General features: G+C 23.2%; 15 protein-coding genes. 9 read left to right on the plus strand and 6 right to left on the minus strand.

Going from position 1 to position 19,784, the window contains the following annotated elements; all coding sequences use genetic code 11:
- Positions 1-16: 16 nt before the first annotated feature.
- The 6 genes from tmk to D9V60_RS01815 all read left to right on the plus strand — a co-directional run bounded on the left by tmk (position 17) and on the right by D9V60_RS01815 (position 4,940).
- Positions 17-652, plus strand: a complete 636-nt coding sequence (gene tmk, locus D9V60_RS01790) for a dTMP kinase (RefSeq protein ID WP_158360643.1) — start codon at positions 17-19, stop codon at positions 650-652.
- Complete coding sequence (locus D9V60_RS01795) at positions 649-1,632, plus strand: DNA polymerase III subunit delta' C-terminal domain-containing protein (RefSeq protein ID WP_158360644.1); 984 nt, start codon at positions 649-651, stop codon at positions 1,630-1,632. Before tmk ends, D9V60_RS01795 begins: the two co-directional genes overlap by 4 nt.
- Positions 1,633-1,674: 42 nt before the next feature.
- Positions 1,675-2,451 (plus strand): TatD family hydrolase, encoded by a 777-nt coding sequence (locus D9V60_RS01800; protein WP_158360645.1) that lies wholly within the window; start codon positions 1,675-1,677, stop codon positions 2,449-2,451.
- A gap of 57 nt (positions 2,452-2,508) precedes the next feature.
- A complete protein-coding gene (gene ptsG, locus D9V60_RS01805) occupies positions 2,509-3,942 on the plus strand; it encodes a PTS glucose transporter subunit IIBC (protein ID WP_158360646.1) in 1,434 nt (477 codons plus the stop codon).
- 79 nt (positions 3,943-4,021) lie between these two features.
- A complete protein-coding gene (locus tag D9V60_RS01810; protein ID WP_158360647.1) occupies positions 4,022-4,366 on the plus strand; it encodes a histidine triad nucleotide-binding protein in 345 nt (114 codons plus the stop codon).
- 28 nt (positions 4,367-4,394) lie between these two features.
- Positions 4,395-4,940 carry a hypothetical protein gene (locus tag D9V60_RS01815; RefSeq protein WP_158360648.1) on the plus strand — a complete coding sequence of 182 codons (546 nt, stop codon included), beginning with the start codon at positions 4,395-4,397 and terminating at the stop codon, positions 4,938-4,940.
- 200 nt (positions 4,941-5,140) lie between these two features.
- Here the strand turns inward: D9V60_RS01815 and D9V60_RS01820 are convergent, their stop codons facing one another.
- From D9V60_RS01820 to pncB, 3 genes are all read right to left on the minus strand, one after another.
- A complete protein-coding gene (locus D9V60_RS01820; protein WP_158360649.1) occupies positions 5,141-6,247 on the minus strand; it encodes a porin in 1,107 nt (368 codons plus the stop codon).
- 75 nt (positions 6,248-6,322) lie between these two features.
- A complete protein-coding gene (gene asnS, locus D9V60_RS01825) occupies positions 6,323-7,723 on the minus strand; it encodes an asparagine--tRNA ligase (protein WP_158360650.1) in 1,401 nt (466 codons plus the stop codon).
- 70 nt (positions 7,724-7,793) lie between these two features.
- Positions 7,794-8,996: a nicotinate phosphoribosyltransferase gene (gene pncB, locus D9V60_RS01830; RefSeq protein WP_158360651.1), complete on the minus strand. Its 1,203-nt coding sequence runs from the start codon at positions 8,994-8,996 to the stop codon at positions 7,794-7,796.
- 269 nt (positions 8,997-9,265) lie between these two features.
- Here pncB and pyrD point away from each other — a divergent pair, with 269 nt between their 5' ends.
- The 3 genes from pyrD to D9V60_RS01845 are packed head-to-tail and all read left to right on the plus strand — an operon-like array spanning position 9,266 to position 14,223.
- Positions 9,266-10,276: a quinone-dependent dihydroorotate dehydrogenase gene (gene pyrD / locus D9V60_RS01835; protein WP_158360652.1), complete on the plus strand. Its 1,011-nt coding sequence runs from the start codon at positions 9,266-9,268 to the stop codon at positions 10,274-10,276.
- Positions 10,277-10,335: 59 nt separating this feature from the next.
- On the plus strand, positions 10,336-12,426 hold the full coding sequence (gene rlmKL / locus D9V60_RS01840; protein ID WP_158360653.1) for a bifunctional 23S rRNA (guanine(2069)-N(7))-methyltransferase RlmK/23S rRNA (guanine(2445)-N(2))-methyltransferase RlmL: 2,091 nt from the start codon (positions 10,336-10,338) through the stop codon (positions 12,424-12,426).
- A gap of 21 nt (positions 12,427-12,447) precedes the next feature.
- The gene (locus D9V60_RS01845) at positions 12,448-14,223 is read left to right on the plus strand and encodes an ATP-binding cassette domain-containing protein (RefSeq protein WP_158360654.1); all 1,776 of its coding nucleotides are present in this window, start codon (positions 12,448-12,450) and stop codon (positions 14,221-14,223) included.
- A gap of 33 nt (positions 14,224-14,256) precedes the next feature.
- Here the strand turns inward: D9V60_RS01845 and D9V60_RS01850 are convergent, their stop codons facing one another.
- The 3 genes from D9V60_RS01850 to D9V60_RS01860 form a co-directional block, all read right to left on the minus strand.
- Entirely contained in the window at positions 14,257-15,195 is a 939-nt protein-coding gene (locus D9V60_RS01850; RefSeq protein ID WP_158360655.1) for a rhodanese-related sulfurtransferase, read from the minus strand.
- Positions 15,196-15,249: 54 nt separating this feature from the next.
- Positions 15,250-18,123 carry a valine--tRNA ligase gene (locus tag D9V60_RS01855; RefSeq protein ID WP_158360656.1) on the minus strand — a complete coding sequence of 958 codons (2,874 nt, stop codon included), beginning with the start codon at positions 18,121-18,123 and terminating at the stop codon, positions 15,250-15,252.
- A 65-nt stretch (positions 18,124-18,188) separates the two neighbouring features.
- Positions 18,189-19,682, minus strand: a complete 1,494-nt coding sequence (locus D9V60_RS01860; protein WP_158360657.1) for a leucyl aminopeptidase — start codon at positions 19,680-19,682, stop codon at positions 18,189-18,191.
- Positions 19,683-19,784 lie beyond the last annotated feature (102 nt).

Here is a 19,784-nt window from a genome sequence, read left to right on the forward strand (position 1 = left end):
TTAGATATCTAAAAAAATGATAAAAAATAAATTTATTGTAATTGAAGGATTAGAAGGTGCAGGAAAAACACATGCATGTACTTGTATAAAAAAAATTCTAAAAAAAAATAATATTAAAAATGTTATATTAGTTCGACAACCTGGAAGTACACCTATAGCAGAAGAAATAAGAAAATTAATTACAACATATCATACTGAAAAAATCACAAAAGAAACAGAGCTTTTATTAGTATATGCAGCAAGAATACAATTAGTAAAAACAATTATTAAACCAGCATTAAATCGAGGAGATTGGGTTATTTCAGATCGTCATGATCTCTCTTCTTTAGCATATCAAGGTGGAGGGCTAGGTATTAACAAAAATATTATTAATAAATTAAAAAATTTGTTATTAGGAGATTTTGCGCCAGATTTAACTCTATATTTAGATGTGATACCTGAAATTGGTTTGCGAAGAGCATTAAAACGAAGTGCATTAGATAGAATAGAAAAAAGATCTTTGAAATTTTTTAGAAAAACAAGAAAAAGTTATTTAAATAATATAAAATCAGACAAAAAAATTATTAAAATTAATGCTAACTTAGATATTGATAATGTTACTCAAAATATTACAAAGCAACTATTACAATGGCTTCATAAACAATTTATATGAAACACTATCCTTGGCTAATAAATCCATATAAAATAATTATTCAAAAACATCAAGCAAAAAAAACACATCATGCATTTTTAATAAAAACTATAAAAGGATTGAAAGTATTTACATTAATTTGGAATATTAGCAAATGGTTATTATGCAATAAAGTAAATGGAATAAAATGTTGCGAAAAATGTCATAGCTGTCAATTAATGACATCAGGAAATCATCCAGATTGGCATCAATATATTAAAAATAAAAATGAACTAGTTACTATTGATAACGTTCGCGAAATTAATGAAAAAATATTTAAATATCCGCAACAAGGGAAAAATAAAATAATATTTTTGTCTAATATTCAAAAACTAACAGAATCTGCAAAAAATGCACTATTAAAAACTTTAGAAGAACCGCCAAAAAAAACTTGGTTTTTTTTAATAGATTACAATAATATAATAATTAATTCTACACTGCATAGTCGTTGTTTAATATACAGATTGTTTCCTCCCCAAGAAAAAAACAGTTTAATTTGGTTAAAAAATCAAAATTTATTCAATAAAACATTTAATGTAATTTCATTGCGTATTAATCAAGGCTCTCCAATATCTGCTAAAGAATTTATTAATAATGGACTTTGGGAGGAGAGAAAAAATTTATTTATATGTTTTTCGAAATCCATTAAAAATCAAAACCTACTAAAAATGTTACCAATTTTATCTATAAATAACACTTTATTAAAAATAGATTGGATCTGTTTATTATTATTTGATGCTATACAAGTATATTTTAACGAAAAAAGAAAATTAACTAACTTTGATCAATCAGAATTAATTCAATTTTTTACTCAAAATTATAATTATTTTACTTTAAATCAAAGTATACAAAGCTGGAATAAATGTCGATATAGATTATTAAATATACCTAGTATTAATAACGAATTATTATTATTAGAACAATTGCTTAAATGGGAAAAAGTTTTAGGTTTTATTGTTTAATTTTAATATCTACATAATTGTTATATTAAAGAGATAAAAATTATGTTTTTAATTGACTCTCATTGTCATCTCGACCAATTAAATTATAATAAATTTAATAAAAGTATAGAAGATATGTTAAAAAAATCAAATGAAAATTATGTGAAAAAATTTTTAACAGTATCTACTTCTATTAGCAATTTTTATAATATAAAAAAATTATTTGATATATATAATAATATTTTTTATTCCTGTGGTGTACATCCTTTATATTGTCAAAAAGAAACAAAAAATTTTGAACAACAATTGAAAAAATCATCAACAAACCCACGTGTTATTGCTCTAGGTGAAACAGGTTTAGATTATCATTACTCACTTGAAACAAAAAAAATACAACAATATTTTTTTCGAAAACATATACAAATTGCAATACAATTGAATAAACCTATTATAGTACATACAAGAAATGCTATACACGATACAATAAGAATATTAAAAGAAGAGAATGCAGAAAAATGCGGAGGTATAATACATTCTTTTACTGAAAATGATACAACAGCATTTCAATTTTTAGATCTAGGATTCTATATTTCCTTTTCTGGAATTATTACTTTTAAAAATTCAATTTTATTAAGAAAAACATTAAACAAAATACCATTAAAAAGTTTGTTAATTGAAACAGATTCTCCATATTTATCACCTGTCCCATATAGAGGCAAGGAAAATCAACCAGCATATTTACTTGATATAGCAAAACATATTTGTTTAATAAAAAAAATACATTTAGAAGAATTTGCTAAAATTATAAAAAACAATTTTTATACATTATTTAAATTTTAAAATAAAATATATTATTTAATTAATTTTATATTTTATATATACTTAGGAGTTTTTAATATGTTTAAAAATGTATTTTCAAACCTTCAAAAAATTGGAAAATCACTTATGTTGCCTGTTTCGGTATTGCCGATTGCAGGAATATTACTTGGTATAGGGTCTGCTCATTTTAGCTTAATACCAGATACTATTTCTGAAATTATGGCTCAAACAGGAGGTTCTGTTTTTTCAAATATGCCATTAATTTTTGCAATTGGAGTAGCCTTAGGGTTTAGTAATAACGATGGTGTAGCAGCGTTAGCCGCGGTTGTTGCATATAGTATTTTAATTAAAACATTATCTGTACTTGAACCAAGTATATTACAAAAAAATATTGAGATAATACAAAATAAAAATTTTTCTGATATAGGAATATTAGGAGGAGTGATAGCAGGAGCTATTTCTGCATATATGTTTAATAAATTTTATAAAATTCAATTACCTGAATATTTAGGATTTTTTGCAGGAAAAAGATTTGTTCCTATCATTTCAGGTTTATCTGCAATATTTATAGGATTAATTTTATCTTTTATTTGGCCGTCAGTTGCAAAAAAAATTCAAATATTTTCTCAATGGGCAGCTTACCAAAATCCAATTTTTGCGTTTTCTTTATATGGCTTAGTAGAAAGAGCATTAGTCCCATTTGGTTTGCATCACATATGGAATGTTCCATTTCAAATGCAAATTGGAGAATATACAAATTCTGTTGGACAAGTGTTTCATGGTGATATTGCAAGATATATGGCTGGAGACACTACGGCTGGAAATTTATCAGGTGGATTTATTTTTAAAATGTATGGTCTTCCAGGAGCTGCACTAGCAATTTGGCATACAGCAAAAAAAGAAAATAAAAATAAAATAGGTAGTATTATGGTTTCTGCTGCCTTAACAGCTTTCTTAACTGGAATTACAGAACCAATCGAATTTTCATTTATATTAGTTGCTCCAATATTATATATTGTTCATGCCTTTTTAGCAGGTTTATCTTTTCCATTATGTATCTTTTTAAATATGCGTGCTGGAACAAGTTTTTCTCATGGGTTTATAGATTTTATAGTATTAAGTGGGCATAGTAATCAACTTTTTCTTTTCCCAATTGTTGGTATTTTATATGGTACTCTATATTATATTATATTTTATTTTTTAATAGTTACATTAAACTTACAAACTCCAGGAAGAGAATATGATCACAATAATACTATTATAAAAAATAATATTGAAATAGCACCTTATATTATTAACGCTTTAGGAGGAAAAGAAAATATTAAAAATTTAGATGCTTGTATTACAAGATTGCGGATTACAGTATTAGAAATATCAAAAGTAAATAAAATTGCTTTAAAAGACCTCGGGGCAGCTGGAATAGTAATATCAGGGTCAGGAATACAAGCTGTTTTTGGTACTAGATCTGAAAATATCAAAACAGCAATGGATGAATATATAAAAAAAGTATAAAACAGGGGTGAGTAAAGCTTCACTCGCCCAATAATTAATATAATATGTTTTAAAAATATATGAGTAAAAACATTTTATTATGAATAATCATTTAATTTTTCAAAAAATCATAAGAAAAGAAATTTCATCAAATATTATATATCAAGATAAAATCGTAACTGCTTTTGATGATATAAACCCAAAAGCGCCTATACATATATTAATTGTACCAAACTGTTTTATAAAAACAGCGAACGATATAAATAAAAAAAATAAAAATGTTATTGCACATATGTTTTATATTGCAATACAAATTGCAAAAGAAAAAAAAATTAGCGAAGATGGATATAAAATAATTGTTAATTGTAATGAAAACGGAGGGCAAGAAATACACTATTTACATATGCATTTATTAGGCGGAACTAAACTAAAAACATTATATTAAAAATATAATTCTTTGAAAAGGTAATAATTTGAGTAAAAATTTAATATTTTTTTTTATTTTTTTATTATGTATTAATAGCTGTTCACTATTAAAAATAAAAAAAAGTTCTTTAAAAGAAAGTAATACCTCTACAGAAAATACAAATATTATTTTTTTAAATTTTAAAAATGCTATTGAAAATATTACTTTAGAAATGTCTAATGATAAGAATATATTTTTTTCTAAAAAAATATCATTATACGTTAATATGTTGAGAAATGAAAGCAATATTTTTTTAGAAAATAAAAAATTAACAAATGTTATAAAAAACCAAATTTTAAAAAAAATAAATGTATTTAATATCATCAATACTAATCAAATTAATCAAAGCAAAAAAGAATTAGGAATATCTAAAGATAATAATTTTTTGAATGCAAGCATTGCAATGTTATTAGCTCGAAATAATAATGCAACATACTATCTTGATAGTAGCGTTGTTGTTGATAATAAATCGCTAAAATTAAAAATTAAACTAATACTTGTAAAAACAGGAGAAATTATATTTTATAAAACAAAAAATCTTTGTTTTTTATAAAAAATATATTAATTATAAATTTTATTAAAACATTTAATAGAGCAGATCTTTCTACTAAAATTTATATTATAAAATATATATTTTAAATATTTAAATCAAAGATATATTTTACGATTATAAATAGTAGAAAGTTCTAACTCTTAATTTCTTATATTAAAATTTTTTAAAAAAATTAATTAAAAAATAACTGACTATAAAAATTAAAATTTATAAACTAGTCCAGCACCAATAATATTATCTGTAGAAATTTTATGTGTTTTAATAAAATCGTTTTCTTTCAACAAATTAATTTGATAATTCATATAAGTTGAAATATTTTTATTGAATTCATAACGAGTTGAAATATTAATTTGTTTTGCTAAACCTAATTCACTTTTTTCAGGACTATTAATATTATAACCTTTAGAATCTAAATAGCTTAAAGAAGGACGAAATCCAGATTTAAAACGATATTCTGCAACTGCTTCAATATTTTGTGTTTCATTTATATAACTATCGCTATGAATATTATGAGGTGTTAGATTTCTTGCTGCACCATAAAAAGCAGCAATATATACTTTATCAGTATCATATTTAAAACCTAATCCATATGCATTTACAGCTTCATTTTTTCCATGCTTATCTGTTGTAAGTTGAGGTCTTTTAGATGTAAAACAAGAACCAATAGCAGTCAATCCTGAATCACTTTCATATTTTAAAGACGCACCCCAACCTGAATGATTTTTTTGGTTTTCACTTCTATTTTTAGTTTCATCTTGATATTGTAAAGCAAAACTAACTCCATTAACTAAACCAAAAAAATTATCATTTCTATAAGTAAGTAAACTACTATTTCTGTTTACCATATAATTATCATTATATGCAAAAACACTATTATTTGTAATATATGGAATATGATTAGTTAAAGATTCTACATCATGAATAACACCATAATTTCTACCGTAATCTATAGATCCTAAATTACCATATTTCAAACCAGCATATCCTAAACGTATAGAGCTAGGTTGTTGTTCATTCATTAATTCTTCAGGCATAAAAAAATCAGTTTTGTATTCAATTTTTGCATAACTAGAAAGTTTATTAGTAATATTAATTTTTCCTGAAAATCCTAAAATAGCATTTGTATTATCTTCTTTTGAAGTAATTTTAGTAGATAAAAAACGATTAGAAAACGAATGATTAGGATTTATACTACCATATAATTCTAACTTGTTACCATTTTTATTAAAAATTTCAGCAGCTGTAACTGCGCTACTAGTAGCAAATAATATTGGTATTAACATTGATAAAGATTTTTTTTTGTTCATAATTTTTAGATTACCTTATTAGTAAATTTAATATAAATCAAAAATTATAAAAATAATTTGATATAAAAAATTTATTTAAAAATGAGAGCTTTTAACAGTACGAGGAAATGGAATAATATCTCTTATATTAGAAACTCCAGTAATATAAGAAATAAATCGCTCAAAACCCATTCCAAAACCTGAATGTTGAACTGTACCATAACGTCTAAGATCTCGATACCACCAGTATTCTTCTTTTTTTAAACCTAACTCAGATAAACGCAAATCTAATATAGAAATACGTTCTTCACGTTGAGATCCACCTATTAATTCACCGATACCTGGAACTAAAAGATCCATTGCTGCAACAGTTTTTTTATCATCGTTTAATCTCATGTAAAATGCTTTTAATTCTTTAGGATAATCGGTTATTATTAAAGGTCTTTTAAAATGTCTTTCAACAAGATAGCGTTCATGCTCAGAATTTAAGTCCATTCCTGGAAAAATACCGTTATCAAATTTATTACAAGAATTTATTAAAATATTTATAGCATCAATATACTTTATACGAATAAAATCTAATAATAAAAACTTTTTAAGACGATTAATTATATCACTATCAACATAATTTTTAAGAAATTTAATATCTTCAATACAATTTTTTAAAACATATTTACAAACATACTTTAACATCTCTTCTGAAAATTTAGATATTTCATATAAATTCAAAAAAGATGATTCAACTTCTAACATCCAAAATTCTGCTAAATGACGAATAGTATTTGAATTTTCAGCTCGAAAAGTTGGTCCAAAGGTGTATACTTTAGATACAGAGCAAGCATATGTTTCTAAATTAAGTTGTCCCGAAACAGTTAAAAAAGACTCTTTTCCAAAAAAATCCTTTTTAAAATCAACGGAACCATTATCTTTTTTAGGAATGTTTTTCATATTTAATGTTGAAACATTAAACATTTCTCCAGCACCTTCAGTATTAAGATTAGTAATAATAGGTGTTGGAATCCAATAATAACCTTTTTCATGTAAAAATTTATGTAATAATTGGAATACATAATTTCGTATTCTTACTATCACTCCAATTAAATTTGTTCTTCCACGTAAATGTGCTACTTCTCGTAAATATTCTAAGCTGTGTTTTTTTGCAGAAATTGGATAAGTATCTGGATTTTCAATCCATCCTAATACTTGCACTTCTGTTGCTTGAATCTCATATTTTTGTTTTCCACCTAAAGATAAAACAAGATTCCCTTTGATTAATACAGAACATCCAATAGTTAAACGAAGTATTTCTTTATAATAATTGTATAAAGTATTATTAGCAACAACTTGTATAGAATGAAAACATGATCCATCATACACTGTGATAAAAGAAAATCCAGATTTTGAACTTCTACGACTTCGAACCCATCCATATACAGTAATTAAATTATTTAACATAATGTTATTTTGATATATTTTTGATATCGATACTGTATTCATAATTTTTTCCCTTATACCTTATTTCTATAAGAATATCTACAGAAAATAAGTTTTATCAAAATTAACAATATTATTTTATATTTTTTAAAGGCAAATCAAATGCTTTAAATAAAGACTTCATAAATTCTTTATCCAAACAAAATGTTTTACCAGGACTATCAGATATTTTTGCTACTGGTTTTCCATTGCATTTAACTAATTTAATTACAATATTGAGTGGTTTCACATTTGGAATATCACAAGTTAACTGTGTTCCAATACCAAATATAACATTAATTTTTTTATTAAATTTTTTATATAAAGTTATAATTTTTTTAAAATTTAAATTATCTGAAAATAATAACGTTTTAGTAGAAGGATCAATTCCTAAATTTTTATAATGTTTTAAAGCTTTTTCAGCCCACTGTATTGGATCACCTGAATCATGTCTAATGCCTTGATATGATTTAGATAAATATAAGTTAAAGTCACGTAAGAATGAATCCATTGTAATACAATCTGTTAATGCAATGCTTAAGTGTTTGTTATATTGACATAACCATATTTTTAAAGCTAAAGATTGACTATATTTCAAATTAGAGCTAATTTGTTGATGTGCTTGAAACCATTCATGCGCTTGAGTTCCCACTGGGGATAATTTCAAAATACGAGAAATATGATAATTACTTGATCCAATTAAAAAAGGAAATTGTTTTTTTAATCTTTTAACAATAGAATATTGCACATCATATGAAAATCTACGTCTTGTTCCAAAATCGATAATTTTTAAACGAGATAAATCTAAATTTTTAGTATAATTAAAAAAATTTTTTAACTTTAAGTTTAAATAATCTACTGCAATATCTGGAGTAACTTCAGGATAATGATTTTTATGAAAAATTTCGCTAATTAAAGATAAAATAGGAACTTCCCATAAAATTACTTCTTTCCATAGCCCAGTAATCCGAATATGTAATTGACCATAATAATTCTTTACTTTTATTTGTGTCATATTATAACGAAAATTTTTTAACCAATGTAAATATTCTTTTTTAAAAAATGGAAAAGAATTCATATATATATATTCTTCATGACTTAAAGATAAAGATTGCATCATATTAATTTGATCTAATAAAACATGTGAATAAGATCCTAAAATATTAGGACCTCTACAAATAAATTCTGCAACAACATCAACATTCTTATAACAAAAAAATACAGCTTGTTGCATATGAAGTTTGTATGCATCAGTATCTAGTAATGTTTTTACTATTGGATAATTATATTTTTTCATATGTATCTATTTTTATAGTATTTTTTTATATTATGATAATTAATATAATATTTTATATATAAAATTATCTATAAAATTTATATAAAAATATAACATAAATAAAAAAGTTATCAATTTTTGAAAAAAAATATATATTTATTATAACTTAATAATAATATTAAATTTTAATGTTTATTAAAATTATAACAAAAACAATTATATTTTCTTATACATCAATAAAAAAATAGTGAAAATATATATTTTATTTTAAAATTAAAAAAGGAATTATAATGTTTTACTATTTAATACGTAAACTTTTATTTTTAATAGATCCTGAAAAATCACATATATTGACATTAAAATGTCTGAATTCTCGATATATTCAAACACTAATGAATTTATTTTTAAAACCTATTCCATCAAAACCAATTAAATGTATGGGGTTAACATTTCCTAATAAAATTGGTTTAGCAGCTGGCATGGATAAAAATGGAGAATACATAAATTTTTTTTCTAAATTAGGATTTGGTTTTATTGAATTAGGTACAGTTACACCATTGCCTCAAATAGGAAATTCAAAACCAAGAATGTTTAGAATTATTTCAAAAGAAGCCATTATCAACAAAATGGGATTTAATAATCTTGGTATAGAAAATCTTATTTATAATATTCAGAAATCAAAATTTAAAGGTATCATTGGAGTAAATATAGGAAAAAACAAACATACTTCTATTGAAAATGCAATAAATGATTATTTAATATGTATAGAAAAAATATATTGTTATACTCATTATATTACAATTAATATTTCTTCTCCTAATACAAAAAATTTAAGAAATTTACAATTTGGAGTATTATTTAATAATTTATTAAAAAAAATCAAAATAAAACAAAAAGAAATGCATCAAAAATATTCAAAATACGTACCAATTGCAATTAAAATTTCACCAGATTTATCAAAAAATGAGATAATTTATATCTCTAACCAGTTAATTAAATTTAAAATAGATGCAGTTATTGCTACTAATACCACTTTAGATCATTCCTCAATATATAAAATAAAAAAAAATCAAATGAAAGGAGGGTTAAGTGGTTTTCCTTTGCAAAAAAAAAGTAATGATGTAGTGTCTATGTTATATAAACAACTTAAAAAAACAATTCCTATCATCGGTGTTGGAGGAATTAATTCTTTAAGTTCAGCAAAAGAAAAAATTAAATTAGGAGCTGAATTAATACAAATATATTCTGGGTTAATATATCATGGTCCAAAATTAATTAGACAAATAATCAAACAATTATAAAACTTTTAAAAATTATATTTTTTAAAAAAATAATTTTACTCTATAAAGATACAAAATAAATGAACTATTTATATGCTAGTACAAATTTAGGATGTGAAAAATTGTTAGAAAACGAACTTATTTTTTTAGGAGCAAAAAACTTAAATATTACTAAAGGCGGCATTTATTACGAAGCCGAAGATCTTCTAGTATATAAAAGTTTAATATGGAGTCGTATTGCTTCAAGAATTTTTATATGCATTAAAAAATTCATCATAAAAAATAATAACGATCTATATATCAATACTTACCAAATTAATTGGGATAAAATTTTATATTTAAATAAAACTTTTTTAGTAAAATTTAAAGGAAGCAATAATTTTATTCAAAATAATCTATTTGGGGCGTTAATTATAAAAGATGCGATTTTTGATCAATTTTATAAAAAATATTCTATCAATCCTAATGTTAATCTGATTGCTCCTGATATTCGAATTCAAGCGATATTAAATAATGACACAATAAATATTATGTTAGATTTAAGCGGTCAATCTTTACATCAAAGGGGGTATAAAGAAATTTCTAATATTTCACCAATTAAAAATAACTTAAGTACAGCAATTATATTAAGTTCAAATTGGACAAAAAACACTCCTTTAATTGATCCCATGTGTGGTTCAGGAATATTTTTAATCGAAGCTGCAATGATTTATGCTAATAGAGCACCAGGACTAAAAAGAATAAAATGGGGTTTCCAATCTTGGAAAAAATATAATAAATTTTTGTGGAATATAGTTCTTAATGAAGCAAACAAAAAATTTGAAAATCAAATAAAAAAATGTAAAAAAAATTTATTTATAGGATATGATTGCAATAGTAAAGTTATAGAAAAAGCTAAAGAAAACGCATTTAATGCAAATGTATTAAATATTATTCAATTTTCTACCTCTAATTTAAATAACTTCAATAATCCATATAAAAAAGAGATTGGAACAGTATTAACCGATCTACAATATAAAGAAAAACAAAACACAGAAAATACACTGGTAGCATTGTATGTTCATATGGGATATATACTTAAAAAGCATTTTAAAAATTGGAGATTATCAATATTTACAGCATCGGAATTTTTATCGAATTTTTTACAAATGAAACCTTATGAAAAAATATTTTTTAAAAATGACCCATTAAACTGTGTTTTAAAAAATTATAAAATATTTTCAGAAAAACTAAATCAAAAAAATGAAGAATATGAAAATAGATTAAAAAAAAACATTCAAAAATTAAAAAAATGGAATGACTTTAAAAAAATAGAATGTTTTCGTATATATGATAGAGATATACCTAATTATAATATTGTTATAGATATTTATAAAGAATGGCTAGTCATCCAAGAATATCAAGCACCAAAAATAATAAATATACATAGTGCTTATAAAAGATTATGTCATGCTATTTATTTCACTAAAAAAATACTATCTATTCCAATAGATAATATAGTATTTAAAACCAGAAAAAAACAAATAAATAAATTACAGTATCAAAAATTTTTTAATAGTAATAAATTTTTTATAATTCAAGAATATAGCGCAAAACTTTTAGTAAATTTAATTGATTATTTAGATACTGGATTGTTTTTAGAACATAGATGTGTAAGAAAACTAATCAATACAATGTCTTATGAAAAAGATTTTTTAAACTTATTTGCGTATACTGGTAGTGCTAGTGTTTATGCTGGATTAGGAGGCGCTAAAACAACTACGACTGTAGACATATCTAAAACATATATAAAATGGTCAATAAAAAATATGTCAATTAATAATTTAATCGGAAGTCAACATTCTTTCATTCAGTCAGATTGTTTAGAGTGGATTAATTCAAATTATCGAACATTTGATTTAATATTTCTTAATCCACCAAATTTCTCCAATTCAAAAAGAATGAAAAAAATTTTTGAATTAAAAAAAGATTATCTTAATTTAATAAAAAGTTTAAAAAAAAATTTAAGAAAAAATGGTTATATTGTTTTTTCAAGTTCTACAAATAATTTTAAAATTAATTTCAATGAAATTAATAAAATGAAATTGCATATTAAAAATATTACTCATTTGGTACAATCAAAAGATTTTTTAAACAAAAAATATTATTCTTGGTTAATAAAACATATGTAATAAATTTTAAACGAGAAAACTATGAATTTAATTAGTATCAAAGATGCTTATTTATCATTTAGTAATTTAGAAATACTAAAAAACGCTTCTTTTTATATAAATAAAAATGAACGAATTTGTTTAACTGGTAAAAATGGAGCTGGAAAATCAACTTTATTAAAAGTAATTAATAAAACACAAGATTTAGATAAAGGTGTTATCGCATACAGAAAAAATATTAAAACTTCATATTTAGAACAAGAAAATTTAAATCATTTAAATCTTTCTATTTTTGAATTTATTAAAAAAAAATTTAATAAAATCAATACTAATAACATTATCAAAATAGAAAAAATAATTGATTTATTAAAGCTAAATAAAAATACTTTGCTTTCCGAGGTATCTGGTGGATTTTTAAGAAAAATTGCATTAGGTGCAACTTTAGTGAATGAACCTGATATATTATTACTTGATGAGCCCACTAATCATTTAGATATAAATACAATAAAATGGTTAGAGCATTTTTTAATAACATTTTCTGGTAGCGTTGTTTTTATATCACATGATAGATGGTTTATTGAAAATATATGCACAAGAATTATTGACCTTGATCGAGGAAAATTAATATCCTTTCCAGGAGATTACAAAAAATTCGTTAAATTAAAATATAAAAATAATTATATTGAAAAAGTTCAAAAAAAATTATTTGATCAAAAATTAGAAAAAGAAGAAATTTGGATTAAAAAAGGAATTAAAGCACGTACTACAAGAAATGAAGGTAGAGTAAAAAATTTAGAAATATTAAGAAAAGAAAATGAAAATTATAAAAAAGTAGAAAAATTTAATAGTATCCAAATTAATGAAATTAAAGAATATTCTGGTAAAATAGCTTTTAAATTAAAAAATATAAATTTTAGTATACAAAACAAAGTTATTATTCAAAATTTTTCTTCAATAATACAATACGGTGATAAAATAGGATTAATTGGTAACAATGGTTCTGGTAAAAGTACTATGATCAAAATCCTAACAGGAGAAAACAAAGTTCAAACAGGCGATTTTTATTCAGGAAAAAAGTTAAAAATAGCATATTTTGATCAAAATCGATCTATTTTAGATTATAAAAAATCTATTTTAGATAATATAAATGAAGGAAAAGATAAAATATTAATTAACGGAAAAGAACAACATTTAATTGGATATTTAAAAAAATTTTTATTTAAACCATATGAGCTAACAAGATTAGTAAAAACTTTGTCTGGAGGAGAATGTAATAGATTACTTTTAGCTAAATTATTTTTAAAAGAAAATAATGTGTTAATTTTAGACGAACCAACAAACGATTTAGATTTAGAAACATTAAAATTATTAGAAAAAATCATTATTCAATATTCTGGAACTGTATTAATAGTAAGCCATGATAGACATTTTATTCAAAATACTGTAAACAAATGTTGGTTGTTTAAAGGAAATGGAGTAATTACCACACATATCGGTGCATATCAAAAATTAGTAGAAAAAGAAATAAAAAAAAATAAAAACAAAAAAAATGTATGTACTTTAAATAAAAAATTAAATTTATCAAATAAAAATCAACTTAAAAAAGAAATAGAAAAAACATTAAAAGAAATTGAACAGATAGAAAAAAATATCAACATTTTACAAAATCAAATTAATAAACCTGAATTTTTTAAAAAAAACATTGTTAATCAAATACCTATATTGAAAAAATTAAATTTAGAAGAAAAAAAATTAGAAAAAAAATTAATATCTTGGGAAAATTTAGAAAAAAATATACAAAACAGTTTAAAAAATTAATTTAAATTTAATATATTATTTTTTCATAAGGTATTATATAGATTTCATGCAATTAAAAGAACAACAATTTTTAAAATTAATTGAACAATTAAAACATTGAATAAATAATAAATGACATAAATTAAAAGCACAATTTACATAATTATCTGAAGGTTTATTGCATTGTTTACAAACAGATATTATATCTTCTGATATTTTTTCAATCATTCGGTTATCAAATACAAAATTACTACCTTTGAATAAAATAGGTAATCTTTTTTTCTTTGCTTGATTTACATATCCAATGATTCCACCTTCTATGTGATAAACATTCTTAAAACCATTAAAAATCATCCAAGATGTTGCTTTTTCACAACGAATTCCACCTGTACAATACATTACTATATTTTTATTTTTAGCATACTGCATCACTTTTATTACATTTTTTAATTGTTCTCGAAAAGTATTACTTTTAATTTCTAATGCATTAGGGAAATGACCTATTTTATATTCATAAGAATTTCTCATATCAACAAATATTGTATTTTTATCATTTAACATCAAATTAACTTTTTCCGCATTAATATATGTACCAACATTTTTAAATAAAAATAAGGGATTTTTAATCCCATCGTTAACAATACGTTTTTTAATTTTTACAGAAAGCAACCAAAATGCGTTTACATTATTAGTATGGAATGTTTTATTAATACGTAAACCATTTAATACTGGATTAAATTGATATAAAAATTTTTTAAACATTGAATATATATAAATAGGAATACTAATTTGAGCATTTATTCCTTCATGAGATATGTATACTCTACCTAATATCTTGTATTCAAAAAAATTTTTATAAATTTCGTCTCTAAAACTTTCAAGTTCTTTAATATAAAAATACTTATAAAAAGAAAGAACTAAACGCGGTTCATTTTTTAAAAGTATATTATTTTTTAATTCTTTTTTAGAAATATAATTATGTAAAATTGACATGATAGACTCACATTATTTTAAAAAATAATATTACATTTAATTAAAGAAACATTATTATTGATTGTCATAAAATGAACCATTAAAAATTTCTATTTGATAAGATAATTTTGAATATATTTCATTTAAATTTTTTAATTTTTCTTTTTCTTTTTCAATAATATGTTGCGGTGCATAATATAAAAAATCTTTATTTAAAAATTTTTTTTCTATAAATGAAATTTTTAATTTTATGTTTTTTATTTCTTTATTTAATCTGTTTAACTCAACTTTTTTATCTACTACTTTAAGTAAAGGGATTAAAACTTCCACTCCATCAATGATTTTCTTTATAGATAAAAAAGGTTCCTTATATGATTGAGAAACCATTTTAATTTTATCTAAATGGCCTATATTTTTTAACAATAAAAAATTTTCTTGAATAATTTTTTCTTGATCGAGAGAAACATTTTTTAAAAATAATGATAAAAATTTTTTAGAACCAATATTCATTTCAGCTCTAATATTTCTTAAAAAAATTATTATTTTTTTAATCCAGTTCATATGTAATACAACTTTTTCATTACAAAATAAATTGTTGTATTTTGGAAAAGACTGAAGCATAATTGTTTTTTCTTTAATATTTTTAATTTTTTTTATACGCTGCCAAATAGATTCAGTAATAAAAGGAATAATTGGATGTAGTAATTTTAAAAGTTCTTCTAAAATATAAACTAAAATATTTTTAGTAAAATATATATCTTCAGACGAACCAAATTTTATAATTAATTTAACAAATTCTAAATACCAATCGCAAAACGTATTCCAAGTAAAATCATATAAAACATTTGCTGAAATATCAAACCGATAGTTATCTAATGAATCTCTATATAATTTTACTGTATTATTAAACTCTATTAATATCCATTTGTTTATAAAGAGCATATTATTTATTTGAAAATGAAAAAAACAGTGATCTTTAGTATGTATTAAAACAAATCGACTAGCGTTCCAAAGTTTATTACAGAAATTTCGGTATCCTTTTAATCTACTCATATCCCATTTTATATCACGCGTATTAGAAGCGAGAGCACAAAAAGTGAAACGTAGTGCATCTGTACCTGTTGGACTAATTCCATTAGGAAACTGATTTATAGTACGTTTTTTAATTCGATCAAATAATTGTGGTTGTAATAAATTATTTGTTCTTTTTTTGATCAAATCATTTAACGAAATACCATCTATCATATCTAAAGGATCAATGACATTTCCTTTTGATTTTGACATTTTTTGACCTTCTTCATCACGTATTAGACCCGTAATATAAACATCTTTAAAAGGAATATGAGATACACCAAGATTATCTTTAATAAGATACATAGTTAACATAATCATTCTAGCAATCCAGAAAAAGATAATGTCAAAACCGCTAACCAATACATTAGTTGGATGAAAAATTTTTAAAAATTCTGTTTTTTTAGGCCATCCTAATGTAGAAAAAGTCCATAATCCAGAAGAAAACCAAGTATCTAAAACATCTTCATCTTGAGTTAATATTATATCATTTGATATTTTATATTTTTTTCGTATTTCATTTTCGCTGTGTCCGACATATATATTTTTTTGGTAATCATACCAAACTGGAATACGATGGCCCCACCATAATTGACGTGAAATACACCAATCTTCAATGTTATTCATCCAAGATAAATACATAGCTTTATATTGTGATGGAATAAAATTAACTTTTTTATCTTTAACTGCAGAAATAGCTAAATTAGCTAATTTTGATGTTTTTAAATACCATTGATTAGTTAACATGGGCTGAATAATTACACCACTTCTATCACTATGAGGTGTAAGAATATCACATTCCTCAATTTTTTCTAGAAGCCCTATTTTTTGTATTTCTTTAATAATTTTTACTCTAGCAGAAATAATATCTAAATTTTGAAATTTAGCTGGAACTGATAAACTATATATTTTAGATATTTCACCTTTGTGATCATAAACATCAAAATGAGTTTTAATTTTACCATTAAAAGTAAAAATATTAATCATTGGTAATTTATGACGTAACCCAATTTTATAATCATTAAAATCATGTGCTGGCGTAATTTTTACACAACCTGTTCCTTTTGTTATATCTGCATGTTGATCTCCAATAATAGGTATAATTCTATTAACTAAAGGACACATAACAAATTGACCAATAAATTGATTATAATTTTGGTCTTCTGGATTAACAGCTAAAGCTGTATCTCCTAGTAAAGTTTCAGGTCTAGTTGTAGATACTATTAAATACTTAATGAGGTTATTATTTTTTTTTTTATTACAAACAATAGGATATCGAATAAACCACTTGTTACTTTTTATTAAACGGTGTTCTACTTCTAAATCTGAAATCACTGTTTCTAATTTTGAATCCCAATGTACTAATCTTTTTTTTTGATATATTAAATTATTTTTATAGAAAATAATAAAAGCTTCTTTAACAGAATGACAAATATCAGGATCTAAAGTAAATTTTTCACGATCCCAATCAACAGAATTACCTAAACGTCGCATTTGTTTTGTAACAATTAAGTTATATTTTTTTTTCCATAACCATATCTTTTTAATAAAGTCATTTCTATTATAATCTTTTTTAGTTTTATGTTCTTTAAGATATATTTGACGTTCAACTAAAATTTGTGTTGCTATTCCAGCATGATCTGTTCCAACTTGCCATAATGTATTTTTTCCCTGCATTCTATTATAACGGATTAATATATCCATAATAGTTTGTTGAAACGCATGCCCCATATGTAAATTTCCAGTAATGTTTGGAGGAGGCATCATGATACAAAATGATGGTTGATTTAAATTATTATTAGGCTTAAAATACCCGTTTTTTTCCCAAAAATTATACAAAGGTTCTTCAATGTCTTTAGGGTTATAAGTTTTTTCCATTTTATTTAATCATTTTTCTATTAAAAAGTAATATGCTAATTGAATGTCAATATATTCATATTTATTTAACATTGAGTATAATGTGACATATTTAATAAAAATTGAGATAAAAGTTCTACAGGACGTCCTGTTGATCCTTTGTTTACACCAGATTCCCAGGCAGTTCCTGCGATATCTAAATGTGCCCAATGATATTTTTTTGTAAATTGTGACAAAAAACAAGCAGCTGTTATTGCCCCAGCTTTTCCATTTCCAACGTTTGAAAAATCAGCAACATTAGAATTTATATCTTTTTCATATTCTTTAAATAAAGGTAGTCTCCAAACTTTATCATTAGTTTGTTGAGAAGCTTTTTTTAAATCGTTAACTAAATCTTCATTATTTGAAAACAATCCAGTAACATCGTTTCCTAATGCTACAACACATGCTCCAGTTAAAGTAGCAACATCAATAACTATATCAGGTGAAAAACGTTCTATATATTTTAAAACATCACATAAAACTAAACGCCCTTCAGCATCTGTATTTAATACTTCTACTGTTTTACCGGACATAGTAGTTAGAATATCCCCAGGTCTAAAAGCGCTACCTCCTGGCATATTTTCACAGCCAGCTAAAATTCCTATAATATTTAACGGTAAATTTAATTCTGCAGCCATAATTAAAGTTCCATAAACAGCAGCTGCACCACACATGTCATACTTCATTTCATGCATATTTTGTGATGGTTTTATAGAAATTCCTCCAGAATCAAATGTTAATCCTTTTCCTATTAATATAATAATTTTTTTATTAATAACATTTTTTCCAGAGTATTGAACAACAGACATATATGGTTTATTTTCAGATCCTCTACTTACAGCCAGATAGGCATGCATACCTAAACTTTTCATTTGATTTATATCGATAGTTGTTACATCAATATTATTATATTTTTTAGATAATTTTTCTGCTTGCAAAGACAAATATAGTGGGTTACAAATATTAGGCGGTAAATTACTTAATTTTTTTGCAGCAGTTAATCCCAAATCAATTGCTAGAGAATGCGTTAAAGCAACTTTTGCTAATGAGATTAAATTTTTATCTATTATATTAAATGAAATGGAATTTAAGTAAACGTCTTTTTTTAAAAAAGTATTGATTTTAAAAAACTCTTTTTTAAGAGCACTAATTATTTTTCGAATAAACCAATATATATTATTCTTATAAAAGTTTAATTCAGTTAAAGAAAAAATAATATGTTTAATAGAACGCTTGTTTAATATTTTAATAATGTTTTTTGTTATTTTAATAATAGAGCGTGAATTAAAATTATTTTCATCTCCACATCCTATTAATAATAATCTTTTCGCTATAATATTTGGAACATCATATAATAATAAGCTTTGTCCTATTTCGCCATTAATATCACCTTGATTTATTAACTGACTGATATAACCATTACTATATTCATCTAAATTATTAGCTGATCTTGTTAATCGACAAGGTTTAAAAACACCAACAATTACACAATCTGTTTGTTCTTTATGTAAAGAAAAACTATCTAGAAAAAATTTCATAATATATCTCTACAATTTTATTTTTTTAAATTTATAATACATAAAATTTTAATTTAATAAAAAATAAAAAATTTTAAAATAATAAAATATTATATACTATAA

The sequence above is a fragment of the Buchnera aphidicola (Aphis craccivora) genome, assembly GCF_005082145.1.
Classification (GTDB): domain Bacteria; phylum Pseudomonadota; class Gammaproteobacteria; order Enterobacterales; family Enterobacteriaceae; genus Buchnera; species Buchnera aphidicola_U.